The sequence below is a fragment of the Wansuia hejianensis genome (assembly GCF_014337215.1).
GTDB lineage: Bacteria > Bacillota > Clostridia > Lachnospirales > Lachnospiraceae > Scatomonas > Scatomonas hejianensis.
This window is the reverse complement of record NZ_CP060635.1, coordinates 1,019,690-1,033,288: the sequence shown is the minus strand read 5'-3', so window position 1 is coordinate 1,033,288 and position 13,599 is coordinate 1,019,690. Positions and strand designations below refer to the sequence as shown.

Below are 13,599 nucleotides of genomic sequence, written 5' to 3'. Positions count from 1 at the left end.
AGAAATCCCCCCTTTATTTTTTTAGGAGGTATGGCAATGAAAAAACGCATAATTGCAATGTTTTTAGCATGTTTTATTGGTGTTACTGCTGTTTTTGGTACTGCTGTTAAAACAAAAGCTTTTGTTGTTACTGCGACAGTCTCAGCGATAGAAATTATATGGTCGATCCTGATAGCCAGCGGCGTTGTTATGACTACCGATTATCTTGTAAATGATCTTGGAGCTTTTGATGATGCTATTGCGGAACAGCAATTATACTGGTTAAGCCAGGAACAATATATCAGGGAGTATACAGAAGAAGGTGGCGTTTTGAAACCTGTTGAAGCTCCCTCCAAAGAAGATGGTGGAACGCTTACAGAAGATATGGACGCGATACAAGCTCAGATTGATGCTACGGGAAAGATTGATCTTAAATCTGCACCTGTTGCGAATGTAACAAGTGCACTGAAACGGGCAATAAATATGATTTATCAAGGTGGCGGTATTTTGCCGAATGATGCTTTACTTAATGATACAGTATCGTCTTTCTTTCAAGCTACTAAGAATAATTCTTATTTTCTTCCGTTTTCAGAGTGTCCTTATTATTATTTGTCTTTAAGCTCTGATGGTTCTTATTCTTTTGTACAGTCTTCTAAAGGAGTGCCGTATTATGGTAATAATAGCATTACTGGTGTTTATTATCCTGCTGGTACTACCGTAAATATGCTTAGTGGTACATTTTATGGCGGAAAAATTAGTGTTAAACGCATAAATAAAAAAACATATGAATCTGTCATTACATCTGATTACAATACTTATGTTTTAAAGTATGGGAATTATTATGTTACTGATTCTGGGAATACATATGTACACAATTTTAATATGGATTCTTTTTGTGCAAATAGTATGATTGCTGGTCAATATGCGAGTGCATGGACAGGCTCTAGTGTGCTTGTACCTGATATCCCCGATGGTTATGACGATTTACCACGCCTTATAAATCCTGATGCATTATCAGGCGATAATTTTATTCCGGGAACGAATTTGTGGGAACGATTAATAAGTGGTGGTGCCTATGATATTCCAATCGGTTTGGATATTACTGACGAAGATCGTTACTTGTATCCTTTTGAACTTACAAAAATACGTCAGTTATTGGGTGAATTAACTGGAACTTTAGAAGGTGCGAAAGAAAATGTTGGATATGGGGAAGGTGCGATTGCTGGGGAAGCTGGTCAGACAATTGCTGGAACGGCTGACAAAGTAATTGCAGATGCGCTTGAACAGGCTCAGGCTGGTGCCGGAGAAGCCGAGGGCGAAGGCGAAGCGGGCGGAGAAGCCAGTAAGGAGGAAGCTGAAAAGTATACGGCTGACTGGACAGGGCTTTTTCCATTTTGCATCCCATTTGACTTGATTGATATGCTCAAAGCTATGCAGTCGAATCGGGTGGCTCCTGTGATCGATATCCCCGTAAAATTCCATTTTGGTAACGCTGTAAATTACGATCATACGTTTACAGTTGATTTTGATGATTATTCGGAATTTATTGAGATTTTCAGAGTTTTACAGATCGTTGGTTTCTCAGTTGGTTTGATACTGATTACACGTCAGATTATTAAGGGGTGATTGCATGGAAATTGTTGGGAAATTTTTAAATTTGATTTTGTCGGTTCTTCCGGGTAGTCCATTCCGGCAGTTTATCCCGGCCATTGCGGAAAATAAATACATCGGCTGGCTTAACTTTTTTGTACCGATCTCTGAATTTATCACGATTGGTCTTGCCTGGTTGGGAGCCATTGGTATCTTCTATCTTTGGCAGATTATCTTACGTTGGATTCGAGCGATTGAGTAAAGGGGGAATAACTATGATCTATCTGTACAGTGGCACTCCGGGAAGCGGAAAGTCTTTGCATATCGCACGTATGATCTATAACTCTTTGGGCGCTGGATATGCCTGTATATGCAACTTTCAAATTGATCTTAATAAAATTCATCGTAACAATGGAAAATTCTGTTATAGGGACAATGAAGAGCTTACGCCTTCTTTTCTTCGTGCCTATTCGGATTCCTATTTTTCGGAGCTTAATTTAACTGTTCGTAAAAAAGAAGGTCGGCTTCGGCTTTTTATTGATGAAGCACAGCTTCTTTTTAATGCTCGTGACTGGGGCCAGAAAGGCCGTAATGACTGGCTCTCCTTTTTTACGCAGCATAGACATTTAGGCTATGATATTTTTCTTGTAGCTCAGTTTGACCGGATGCTGGACAGGCAGATTAGGAGTCTCATTGAATATGAATACATTCATCGGAAAGTGAACAATTTTGGAAAGGCTGGGAAAATTCTAGGCATTCTGACACTTGGGCAACTCTTCTGCTGTGTTAAGGTTTGGTATCCGATGAAAGAAAAAGTGGGAAGTGAATTTTTCAAGTGTCATAAGAAATATTACTCTCTCTACGATACGCATATTATTTTTGGGCAGGAATTACAAAAGCCAGCACCTCCAGAGACGGACGCCACGCAGGACGGGGACATGGGGACCCCGCCGAGTAGCGGCCGGCCGGAAGGTGTTGCCTATACTTGACTATGGCAACACTTAAGACTCAGGTCTTAAAATCTTTGTGGATAACTTATTTAATAGTTTAGTGTATTAAAGTAAACTACATAGGGGTGCTGTATGGTATATAACGTGAAATGTCTGCATTATGTGGACGGGGAAACAGAAACACGTATCTACTCACACCCTGTATATACTGGTGGAAAAAAAGAAGAAGAGAAGAAAAAACTGAATACAGAACCAGATATAGAACGCAGTATTAGGAATAGTCAAAATAGGACAATCCAGTCTATATACAGTGTGTCAAAGTCTAATCATTGGGAATGGTTTATCACTCTTACTTTAGACGCAAAACAAGTCAATCGGTATGATTATGCGGAATGCTCTAAAAAAGTTTCAAAATGGTTTAAGAACCTTAAATTGAGAAAATGCCCGGATATGAAATACTTGATCGTTCCGGAACTGCATAAGGACGGGGCATATCATTTTCATGGACTACTCTCCTGCTGTCCAGAACTACAGATGCAGTTCAGCGGACACTTCACGAAAGAGGGGGAACCGATTTATAACATCACAGATTACGGCTTTGGATGGACAACTGCTACAGAAGTTCAAAATAATCAAGCGGTAGCTAAGTATGTTACTAAGTACATTACAAAAGAGCTTTGCACAAGCACATCCGGTAAGAAGCGTTTCTGGTGCTCTCGGAACGTTCAGAAGCCTATTGAACAGTTGTATTTCTTAGAAGGGGCAGAGGTCGAGCTTCTCCGTTATGAGATGCAGGAAGAGCATGAACATTTCAAGCGGGTGACCTGTGACTTGGGATTGACGAAGCGAATTGTGGAATACTATCAAAATCATGGTCTTATACTAGCTGCAGAGGAAATAGAATAAAAGAGGTTCCGGCTGATCGGGAGCGTATGCAATAGCGACCGCTTGGCTGGAATCTCTTTTATTCTGTTTCCTCTTTTATTTATGCTATTTTAGATTCTAATTCTGTGACTCTCTTCTGTAATTCAGTAATCATTTGAATTAACAGAGATGTATTATCACTTTCCAGTCTTGTGATTTTATAATACTGTTTTAATTCATCAATATTTTTTTGTACAGTATTGATTTTTTCTTCTAGTATGTTTTGGGTTCTCACAATTTCATCTAATAGTATTCTTTCGGTCTTTTCTAATTTTACATCAATTAATTTTGCTATTGCTTCTAAATCCTTTCTTTCTAACATATAAGATCCTCCTTTATTCTTTTTCTACTTTAATTTCACCATGTTCATATTCAAATGCTTGAATATGTTTGTCCACAATAAGTCTAAATTCATCATTTAGTTTTCTGTGGTTAAAATCAGCTATATATCTGATTTTAGCATTTTGGTCATTTGATAGTCTAATTCCTGTCATTTTTTCTTTCGATGCCATAAGATCAACTCACATTCAAATTGGTGTTGACAAGTGTTAACATATGTGGTATCTTATAAGTATAACAAGTGTTAACACTTGTTATTAAACAGTTTCTATATATATTGTACCATGAAAACTTTTTTTAATCAAACAAAAGGTAGAAAGGGAGAAGAAAGAATGGATAAGATTTATTATTATAAGCTTGTTCGTGTAGATATACGCGGTAAAGTCGGTAAACGGTCTAAAACTTTTTTTAGCTTTGAGAATGATTTAGAAGTGGGACATACCTATTTACATTTGGGTTCAGGTTTTCCAGGTTTGCAACTTGTTTTAAGTGTAACTGTTGAAGAATTGGGTAATTAAGATTTGGATAATTATATATGGTAAAATGGATAGTTTGACAATCTATTTTTAAGCGTTTATACTGAATAGTAAATTTAACTATTCAGGAAGACGCTTGCCAGAATATATGTTCTGGTTGTGAGCAACTACCGCTCCGCTTTCGGAAAACAAGGATTTTTCAAATAGTTCTGACCGCCGTGCTCCCATGGGAAATAAAGGTCGCACGTCAGAACTACCGCTTCGGGAATCCTTCGCTTTCGAAAAATGCCACACTGTGTTTTCCGAATAGTTTTGTGGTGGAATAATATAACCTATATAACACTGAGCTTTATATATTGTAATATGCTTTCTTCTATTCTAACGGTTTGGAGGTTTAACCATGGATAAACGCGTCACCTATCACGAACAGACAGATATGGAAAACACTCTGAAGCTTCGGGAAGTTTTGAAGACTCTTCCTGAATTTTCAAAAGATTTTTTCCGGGCCATCAGCACAACCACATCCACCAGTACGCGTATTAAATACGCCTATGATATCCGTATCTTTTTTCAGTTTCTTCTGGAGGAAAATCCTGTTTTCAGGAATTCATCAGCAGATACGCTTACTCCTGATGTCCTGGACCAGATTACAGCGCTTGATCTGGAGGAATATATTGAATATCTGAAGGCGTACCAGCCTCCAGAATCTGATGAGTATATAACAAACGGCGAAAAAGGCATTAAACGTAAATTATCAGCACTGCGTACCTTTTATGCATATTATTACAAACACGAACTAATCCAAACTAACCCTACGCTCTTGATTGATATGCCCAAACTTCATCAAAAGGAAATTATCCGTCTCGAAGCGGATGAGGTTGCCAAGCTGCTGGATTTTGTAGAGTCCTGCGGAAGTACCATGACGCCGCATCAGAGAAAATATTATGAAAAGACAAAATACAGAGATCTTGCGATTATCACTCTCCTGCTCGGAACGGGCGTTCGAGTTTCAGAATGTGTCGGCCTGGATCTGGAAGATGTAGATTTCAGGAATAATGGGATCCGCGTTGTACGTAAAGGCGGAAATGAAATGATTGTTTATTTTGGGCCTGAGGTTGAGAAGGCTTTGAAGGATTACATGGAAATCCGTTCTGGAATCACTCCTGTGGCCGGCCATGAACACGCACTCTTCTACTCCTCGCAGAAGAAACGGATTAATGTGAAAACCGTAGAAAATCTGGTCAAAAAATATGCCAGCCGAGTGACTACGGCTAAAAAGATTACCCCGCATAAGCTGCGCAGCACTTACGGCACAGCGTTGTATGAGGAAACAGGCGATATCTATCTGGTTGCTGATGTACTTGGACATAAGGATGTAAATACGACAAAGAAACACTATGCAGCTATGAATGAATCAAGACGGCGAAAAGCTGCAACAGCAGTCCAGCTCAGAGAAGCAGAAAAATAAGGGTTAAAGTGAATGACCATAAAGCAGCCGAAAGGATTACATAATATATTTATGTAATCCTTTCGGCTGGATTCTCCGATTAGTTACTATATATTATGGTCTTTATGGATATAAATCACTCAATCAGATATTAAAAGAGTTTACAGCAGCAAAATTATTTTTTACTGCTTCACTCTTTCCCGTTTTTGTCAATTTTAGAGCTGGAAGATGTTTCTTCGTCAAAGTCAAAGCAGAATACCTCATCTGATGTTACGTCTTTTTTTGTATTAGAATATATAATTTCATTCGTGTCAGAATCCACATGATCGACATTCGTATAGAGGGAATGATCGGTCGGTAGTTTTTTCTTCCTGAGCAGGCTCCCTACATAATTACGTATGATTGTGCAGATGATCGCAAATACAGGAACACCGATTACCATTCCGGGTATGCCGAACATTCCACCGCCGATCATGATTGCAGCGAGAACCATCAGAGGGCTCATGCCTGTGGAGTCCCCGATAATTCTGGGTGCGATAAAATTCCCGTCGATCTGCTGCAGGATGAAAATAAATATGATAAAGTACAGTGCCTGAATCGGATCGACCATAAAAATTAATATGGCACTGGGAATAGCGCCCAGGTAGGGTCCAAAAAATGGGATTACGTTCGTCACTCCGACAATTACACTGATAAAGATTGAATAGGGCATTCCCAGCAGCGTTGTCCCAATATAACAGAGGACCGCAATATTCAGTGAATCCAGTAGCATTCCTATAATATAGCCGCCAAAGGTCTTATCAATGTAACGGATATCTTTGATGATATGATTGGCGCGTTCTGGTTTAAAAAGTGCGTAAAGGCCTTTCTTGATATTTCCCGTGATTGATTCCTTGCTGAGCAGGATATAGATGGAAACGATCAGGCCCAGTATTAAATTCTTCAGAAAATTAACAATTCCCATCAGGCCTGAAGACAGATCCTTCAGCAGACTGTTCAACTGTGGGACGAGATCATGCGTCATCCAGTCTTCGGCCTTTACGGAAAGGCTGTTGATCATGTCATTCACGCTTGTCTGCATGTCTGGATGCTCTTTCAGCATATCGGACAGCCAGGTCTGGATATTGTCTATATAGCGCGGAAAATTATCAGCTATGTTCATGATGCTGTTAATGATCTGAGGAATCAGCATGGCCATTAAAATATAGATACCGAGTATTATGAGAAAAAGAGTCAGCAGAATGCTGACGAGCCGGATGACCTTCTGCCCTTTTTTCTTAAAGGTAACCTTCATTTTAGAGAAAAGAGGAAAAAACACTTTTCGCTCAAACAATTTTACAAGAGGCCAGAATAAATAAGCGATCACCGCGCCGTATATCAAAGGCGTCAGGATACTGAACAGAAGGCTGATTCCGCTTTTCAAAGAGCCCATATGAAATATGACATAGTAAAATAAAATAGCTGCGGCAATCACTAAAAATGCCGTTATTCCCCATTGTAAGTGTTTTCTTTCAGGTTTAAACTTCATGTTCTGTCTCCCCGGTTGATTTATAAAATATGCTGGCTTGCTTTAACCCGCTAACGCCCATTATACCACAAACTCCTCCGCGAATTATGTCCTAAGTATGAATAATTATGAAACTCAATTTACAAATTAGATAAAATCTTATATAATAAGTATCGTCTTTATTTCGGAGGTTTAAAATATGAAATTGCAGCAATTATTGAGCCTGACCAGGAAGGCTGTAGATGAATATCAGATGATAGAGGAAGGGGATCAGATTGCGGTCGGGGTATCCGGCGGAAAAGACAGTCTGACACTGCTCTATGCGCTTCACGGTCTGAAGCGTTTTTATCCAAAATCCTTTTTACTTCGTGCCGTTACAGTGGATCTTGGATTTCAGGAATCGGATTTCGAAGAGATAGCAAAAGTCTGTGATACACTGGGAGTGCCGTATACCGTGGTCCGGACTGAGATTGCCAGGATCATCTTTCAGGAACGAAAAGAGGAAAACCCCTGCTCTCTCTGCGCCAAAATGCGCAAAGGAGCCCTGAACCAGGCGGTAAAGGAGCTGGGCTGCAATAAGGTTGCTTATGCCCATCACCGAGATGATCTTGTGGAAACAATGCTGCTTTCGCTGATCTATGAGGGACGTTTCCACTGCTTTTCTCCCAGGACCTATCTGGATCGGATGGATCTGACAGTCATACGCCCGATGATGTTTGTCAGTGAAGCAGATGTGATTGGTTTTAAAAACCGATATGAACTGCCCATACAGAAAAATCCCTGCCCGGCAGACGGCTATACAAAACGCCAGTATGCCAAAGAACTTCTGGCCTCACTTAATCAAAGGGACCCTGGAGTAAAAGACCGGATGTTTTCTGCCATACTGAATGGAAATATATCCGGATGGCCGGAACGCGTTCCGCGCAGGCGCTGACCGGAAAGTGCAATAAAAGGACCGCCGCTTATCACAGTAAATGATTCGCAGCAGTCCTTGGATACGAACTGAGCTCTTTCTCAGACTTTAGGTTCACAGTCAAATATTTTTTTCTTACAGTTTTTTTCTTTCAGGTCTATAGCGTATTTCAGCATGGAGACTGTTCCGTCAATACCGAGAAGGCCGCTGTCCAGCGACAGATTATAGCTATCCAGATCGCCCCATTTTTTGCTTGTATAATAGTTATAGTAGCTGGCCCGGCGTTTGTCAGTCTTGATGATTTTATCCTTTGCCTTGGCATCGGTCAGGCTGTAAAGCCTTGCGATCCTCCGTATTCGTTTATCGAGATCAGCATGAATAAAAACACTGAGGCAGTTAGGATTATCCTCCAATGCATAATCTGCGCATCTTCCTATGATCACACAAGGCCCCTCTTGCGCCAGCTTTTTAATGCTGTCAAACTGAGCCAGAAAAACCTTCTGGTTCAGGGGCATATCTGATAAGACACTGGAAGAATAGCCGTAAGAATAAGTATCCATTACCAGTGAATAGAGGAAACTGTTCGTGGGTTTCTCGTCATGGTTCTCAAAAACTTCCTTGCACAGGCCACTGTCCTTTGCCGCCCGGTCCAGAAGCTCTTTGTCATAGCAGGGTATATTCAGCTGTTTTGCAAGTTCTTGTCCGATCTGATGTCCTGCACTTCCATATTGCCGTCCGATCGTTAATATAGTATTCATAAAGACGCCTCCCTTCTATATACATTTGTCTTGTTTTCATTATAATACAAAATCAGAAAATTGTACAGTAATAGAAAAATCATGAATGTTTTTTCAGCAGCCTAATTTTATCAGCAATTTCTGAAAATATTCTGGAAGCGGTGCTGTGAATTCCATGTAGTTTCCGCTCACAGGGTGCTGGAAGCCTAACACCATCGCGTGGAGGGTCTGGCCCTGAAGGCCGGAAAATGGGCACTTTTTCGGCCCATATAGCACGTCTCCCAGAAGCGGATGGCCGATACTTGCCAGATGAACCCGTATCTGATGGGTTCTACCAGTCTCCAGGACACATTCGATGTAAGAATAGCCTTTGAAATGCCCGAGGACGCTTACGTGTGTTACCGCCGGTTTTCCGTTTTTTAAATTAACAGCCATTTTCTTTCGTTCCGTCGGATGACGGCCGATGGGCCCCTCTATGGTAAGCTGGTCTTCGGAAAGAGTTCCATGGATAATTGCCCGGTATTTCCGGGTAATGCTGTGAACAGCCAGCTGTGAAGCCAGCGCCTGGTGCGCTCTGTCAGTCTTACAGACAACCAGAGTTCCTGTGGTGTCTTTGTCAATCCGGTGCACAATGCCTGGTCGGAGCATACCGTTGATTCCGGACAGCCTTCCCTTACAATAGAACATCAACGCATTTACCAGCGTGTGCTGGTAATGCCCGGCCGCGGGATGGACAACCATATCTTTCGGTTTATTGACTACCAGAAGTTCTTCATCTTCATATAAAATATCCAGAGGAATATTTTCCGGGAGTATATCCGGCTCCTGTTCCTCTGGAATCATGAGAATGATCTGTTCATCTTCCCGGACGCGGTAATTGGCTTTCACCTGTTGCCCGTCTGCGGTCACACCGCCGCCCTTCAGTATTTTCTGTAGATAAGAACGAGAAAGGGAATTAAGCTCCTGAGCGAGATAGCTGTCAATCCGCGTCCCCTCATCACTCGCCTCTACTGTAAATGTAACGACTTCCATATATTATTCTCCGGATTTCTTTTTCATGATAAATTTAAAATCTTCTTCTTTATAATAAAAGAATATCAGTATCAAAAGTACGATCACCGAAAGCGTCACATAAATATCCGCTGTGTTAAAGATCGGAAAATCAATCAGTGAAAAATAGACGAAATCTACCACATATTGATTGGCCAGGCGGTCGATAAAATTGCCGACAGCACCTGCCACCAGGACAACTGCAGTGGTAATGAGCGGTACATACCGTTTTGTTTTCGGTATTTTTATATAGAATATAACCGCAACAACCAGAAAAGCGGCGGTCAGGATCCAGAAAATCCACTGCTTGTTCTGCAGCATTCCAAAAGCCGCGCCGCGGTTCTCCAGATATTGAAGCTGAAGGACTCCGGGAATCAGAATTACAGGATCTTTTCCTTTCAGAAAAAGAACTGCCAGATGCTTTGTCCACTGGTCCAGGCCGATCAGTGCGGCGAGCCCTGCTAACACTAATGATGCACTGATGAATGTGTTTTTGTTTTTTTCCATATTATGCTTCCTCATTCAGTATAGCGATGGTATCAAGTAATTCCTGATCGGTAACCGACCGGTCCAGGACTGCTTCCCCGATATTTTTTAACAGAACGAATTTTATCTTGCCCTCTTCCATTTTTTTGTCGGATTTCGTTGCCCCCAGGATATCTTCCTGTTTCAATCCCCGGACTGACACAGGAAGCCGGAATGCAAGATTTGTACGGACGATCTGAAGGTATTCTTCCTCAGTCAGGTACCCCCGCCTGTATGAGAGGTAGGCGGCTCCTACGGTTCCTACCGCCACACACTGACCGTGCAGCATCTGGAAATTCATCAGCTTTTCTATGGCGTGCCCGAGTGTATGGCCCAGGTTCAAGATTGCCCGCACCCCCTGTTCTTTAGGGTCCTCTTCTACCACGGCAGCTTTCACTCTGCAGCATTCCCGGATCAGATGATCCATCGTTTCCGGATTTCGCAGCTCAATCTGCGCCTGCTGTTCAATGATCCAGCCATAAAAGTCACGATTACGTATAAGTCCCGTTTTCAGCACTTCCCCCATTCCAGAAGCGAACTGATCGCAAGGCAAAGTTTTCAGAGTTTCGCTGTTCATATAGACTAGTCTCGGCTGATAAAACGCGCCCACCATATTCTTATATTTATCGAAATCCACGCCCGTCTTTCCTCCGACGCTGCTGTCCACCTGAGCCAGCAATGTGGTTGGGACCTGGATGAAAGCAATTCCACGTAAATAAGTAGCAGCCGCAAATCCAGTCAAATCCCCTACGACGCCGCCGCCCAGGGCGACAAGGAGATCCTTGCGTTCAAATCTGTTTTCAATCAGGTATCGATACAGTTCTTGCACTGTACTAAGATTTTTATGCTCCTCTCCTGCGGGAAAAACAAAGGCACTTACCGGGCAGCCTGTTGACGAAAGCGCCCGCTCTACATCTTTTAAATAAAGCTCCGCCACATTGTGGTCTGAGACAATACAGATTTTCCTGTATGGCAGCCGCAGCCTGTCCAGCGCCCCGGAAAGCCCATCAAAACCACGTTCCCAAATGATCTCATAGGAAAACTCAAGACCTTCATGTTCACGCTGTACAATTAGAGACTCCATGCTCTTCTCCTCCTTATTACACGTTGAAAACTAAATATAGCGGAATAAATTGATCAGCTTTCTGCCCTTTTTTGTCTGATTCATCATGGAACCATAACGGAATTTGCCCTGTCCGCGGACAGAGATGAGATCTCCTTCATTCAAATGGTAGCCATTTGATGTGATGAGCTTTCCGTTCACAAATACCTTCCCCCCTTCAATCAGTGGCGCGGTGGAAGAGCGGGATATGCTAAACGCCAGGGAAATCACTGAATCTAGCCGAACAGAGGCGACTGTTCCCGTAATCTCTTCCTCTTCGGGCCGAAAGCCCTGTTCCTGGAAATCGCAAGCTTCTACGGTAACAGACGTATGCCGGACGGTCCTCAGCTCTTGCAGCAGAAAATCAGCCATTCTTTCCTGACAGAAAAAGCAGGCTTCATTTCCTTTCACTAAGATATCACCGATTTTGCAGCGTTCAATACCGAGACCCAGGATGGATCCCAGATAGTCTCTATGGGTCAGAGTCTCTGCAAACTTAGGCGCAGCCGGCAATACTTTCAGACACTTCCAGGGATATTGCCACTCAAAGAGCAGAGCATCAGGAAGAAATGCTGCTATCTGACGCTCTGCCGAATCATAGCCTCCAGAGTGAGCGACAGTGACGCCGTGTCCCCTCCAGTCTATGCCATGTATCATATGAAGTTCATATAAATCCAGAAAATCGCTGAAAGTTACAATGCCCCTGCTGTAAGCGGCATCTGCCAGTTCTTCCATTCTTCTGCAAAACAGTTCTTCACGTTCCATGTCAAAACTCTGTACGGATCGACGGTATCGCGCCGTTCAGAATATCCTGGATATCGCCGGATATCTCAACGCTGGCAGGGGTCAGAATAAAGATATAGCTGGAAACCTTCTGCAGGCTTCCGTTGATGGAGTAACAGGCACCGGAAGAGAAATCAATAATTCTCTGAGCCACTTCCACGTCTATTCCCTCCAGATTCAGCACAACCGTACAATTAGCCAGCAGTGTGTCGGCGATCTCCCGGGTATCTTCCATTGAGGAAGGTTTGATCACACAGACCTCCATTCCGCTGTTGGAAGCCCGCTTGCGCATGGGTGTAACTTTGGAAGAAACGGCGGTTTTTGGCTGCTTCACCTGCTTGACGGGGGTGGAAGCGACCTTGGACGCCTGTTTCTTAGGCCTGTATTCTTCATCATCATCCAGATCATCGTCGGCCATCTTTTTGAAAAAACGTTTCTTAGGCTTTGGAGCTTCATCCATTTCATCTATATCATCGTCATCAAAAAACTCATCATCTTCATCGTAGTCATCATTCAAACGGATTGCATCTAAAAACTTGTCCAAAACACTCATGATTTCTCTCCTATTGATTTTATTTCTGAATGCTGTAATCGCGTTCACCGAAAATGCCTGTCCCTACACGGACCATGGTGGCACCTTCCTCGATAGCAACTTCGTAATCACCAGTCATTCCCATACTCAAAACACTCATAGTAACATTATTAATGTTTTTGTTCTCAATGTCAACACTTAATTCCTTTAATTTTTTGAAAACAGGCCGATTTTCTTCCGGATCGGTAACATATGGTGCTATTGTCATCAGGCCCTGGACAGATATTCCAGGAAGCAATGAAATCGCCTCTATGAGAGGCAGTGTCTCAGATACTTTTACCCCGAATTTGCTTTCCTCTTCAGCTACATTGACTTCTATCAGCACAGGGACTGTACAGTTGTGCTTGCCGGCTTCCTTATTGATGGTTTCGGCCAGACGGAGAGAATCCACGGAATGGATCAGACAGGCTTTATCTACAATATATTTTACTTTGTTCTGTTGAAGATGTCCGATCAGATGCCAGCGGATATCTTTTGGCATCACTTCGTATTTTCCAGTCAGCTCCTGTACTTTGTTCTCTCCAAAGTCCCGCTGGTTCAAATCATAGATTTCCTGAAGCATCTCTACCGGTTTGGTCTTGCTGACTGCAATCAGCGTTACCTCGCTGCGTTCTCTGCCGCATCTGTCGCAAGCTTCCCGGATCTTTTGTTCAACTGTTTCATAATTTTCCTGCAGCATGTTCAA

At 42.4% G+C, this 13,599-nt stretch carries 17 protein-coding genes; 7 read left to right on the top strand and 10 right to left on the bottom strand.

Features of this window, described 5'->3' with window-relative positions:
- Positions 1-36 precede the first annotated feature (36 nt).
- From H9Q79_RS04730 to H9Q79_RS04715, 4 genes are all read left to right on the top strand, one after another.
- A complete protein-coding gene (locus tag H9Q79_RS04730; protein ID WP_118644506.1) occupies positions 37-1,605 on the top strand; it encodes a hypothetical protein in 1,569 nt (522 codons plus the stop codon).
- A gap of 4 nt (positions 1,606-1,609) precedes the next feature.
- A complete protein-coding gene (locus H9Q79_RS04725) occupies positions 1,610-1,831 on the top strand; it encodes a hypothetical protein (protein WP_118644508.1) in 222 nt (73 codons plus the stop codon).
- A 13-nt stretch (positions 1,832-1,844) separates the two neighbouring features.
- Complete coding sequence (locus tag H9Q79_RS04720; RefSeq protein WP_118644510.1) at positions 1,845-2,558, top strand: zonular occludens toxin domain-containing protein; 714 nt, start codon at positions 1,845-1,847, stop codon at positions 2,556-2,558.
- A gap of 93 nt (positions 2,559-2,651) precedes the next feature.
- Complete coding sequence (locus tag H9Q79_RS04715; RefSeq protein ID WP_118644512.1) at positions 2,652-3,425, top strand: rolling circle replication-associated protein; 774 nt, start codon at positions 2,652-2,654, stop codon at positions 3,423-3,425.
- A gap of 79 nt (positions 3,426-3,504) precedes the next feature.
- Here the strand turns inward: H9Q79_RS04715 and H9Q79_RS04710 are convergent, their stop codons facing one another.
- Positions 3,505-3,765 carry a hypothetical protein gene (locus tag H9Q79_RS04710; RefSeq protein WP_118644514.1) on the bottom strand — a complete coding sequence of 87 codons (261 nt, stop codon included), beginning with the start codon at positions 3,763-3,765 and terminating at the stop codon, positions 3,505-3,507.
- A 13-nt stretch (positions 3,766-3,778) separates the two neighbouring features.
- A complete protein-coding gene (locus tag H9Q79_RS04705; protein ID WP_249329293.1) occupies positions 3,779-3,955 on the bottom strand; it encodes a hypothetical protein in 177 nt (58 codons plus the stop codon).
- Between the two features lie 159 nt (positions 3,956-4,114).
- On the opposite strand from H9Q79_RS04705, the gene H9Q79_RS04700 reads away from it, so the two are divergent.
- Positions 4,115-4,300, top strand: coding sequence for a hypothetical protein (locus H9Q79_RS04700; protein WP_118644516.1), 186 nt, complete (start codon positions 4,115-4,117; stop codon positions 4,298-4,300).
- Between the two features lie 358 nt (positions 4,301-4,658).
- Complete coding sequence (locus H9Q79_RS04695; RefSeq protein WP_249329292.1) at positions 4,659-5,726, top strand: tyrosine-type recombinase/integrase; 1,068 nt, start codon at positions 4,659-4,661, stop codon at positions 5,724-5,726.
- Between the two features lie 169 nt (positions 5,727-5,895).
- On the opposite strand, the gene H9Q79_RS04690 is transcribed toward H9Q79_RS04695, so the two are convergent.
- Positions 5,896-7,233: an AI-2E family transporter gene (locus tag H9Q79_RS04690; protein WP_249329291.1), complete on the bottom strand. Its 1,338-nt coding sequence runs from the start codon at positions 7,231-7,233 to the stop codon at positions 5,896-5,898.
- A gap of 178 nt (positions 7,234-7,411) precedes the next feature.
- Here H9Q79_RS04690 and H9Q79_RS04685 point away from each other — a divergent pair, with 178 nt between their 5' ends.
- Positions 7,412-8,146, top strand: a complete 735-nt coding sequence (locus H9Q79_RS04685; RefSeq protein ID WP_249329290.1) for a tRNA 2-thiocytidine biosynthesis TtcA family protein — start codon at positions 7,412-7,414, stop codon at positions 8,144-8,146.
- A gap of 80 nt (positions 8,147-8,226) precedes the next feature.
- On the opposite strand, the gene H9Q79_RS04680 is transcribed toward H9Q79_RS04685, so the two are convergent.
- The 7 genes from H9Q79_RS04680 to H9Q79_RS04650 all read right to left on the bottom strand — a co-directional run bounded on the left by H9Q79_RS04680 (position 8,227) and on the right by H9Q79_RS04650 (position 13,593).
- Entirely contained in the window at positions 8,227-8,883 is a 657-nt protein-coding gene (locus tag H9Q79_RS04680) for a cytidylate kinase-like family protein (protein WP_118644520.1), read from the bottom strand.
- Positions 8,884-8,976: 93 nt separating this feature from the next.
- The gene (locus H9Q79_RS04675) at positions 8,977-9,894 is read right to left on the bottom strand and encodes an RluA family pseudouridine synthase (protein WP_118644522.1); all 918 of its coding nucleotides are present in this window, start codon (positions 9,892-9,894) and stop codon (positions 8,977-8,979) included.
- Positions 9,895-9,897: 3 nt separating this feature from the next.
- Positions 9,898-10,419: a signal peptidase II gene (gene lspA, locus H9Q79_RS04670; protein ID WP_118644524.1), complete on the bottom strand. Its 522-nt coding sequence runs from the start codon at positions 10,417-10,419 to the stop codon at positions 9,898-9,900.
- Position 10,420: 1 nt separating this feature from the next.
- The gene (aroB, locus tag H9Q79_RS04665) at positions 10,421-11,521 is read right to left on the bottom strand and encodes a 3-dehydroquinate synthase (protein WP_118644526.1); all 1,101 of its coding nucleotides are present in this window, start codon (positions 11,519-11,521) and stop codon (positions 10,421-10,423) included.
- A 30-nt stretch (positions 11,522-11,551) separates the two neighbouring features.
- Positions 11,552-12,304 carry a YlmH family RNA-binding protein gene (locus H9Q79_RS04660; protein WP_118644528.1) on the bottom strand — a complete coding sequence of 251 codons (753 nt, stop codon included), beginning with the start codon at positions 12,302-12,304 and terminating at the stop codon, positions 11,552-11,554.
- A 1-nt stretch (position 12,305) separates the two neighbouring features.
- Complete coding sequence (locus H9Q79_RS04655) at positions 12,306-12,875, bottom strand: cell division protein SepF (RefSeq protein WP_118644530.1); 570 nt, start codon at positions 12,873-12,875, stop codon at positions 12,306-12,308.
- Between the two features lie 19 nt (positions 12,876-12,894).
- On the bottom strand, positions 12,895-13,593 hold the full coding sequence (locus H9Q79_RS04650) for a YggS family pyridoxal phosphate-dependent enzyme (protein WP_249329289.1): 699 nt from the start codon (positions 13,591-13,593) through the stop codon (positions 12,895-12,897).
- Positions 13,594-13,599: the final 6 nt, after the last annotated feature.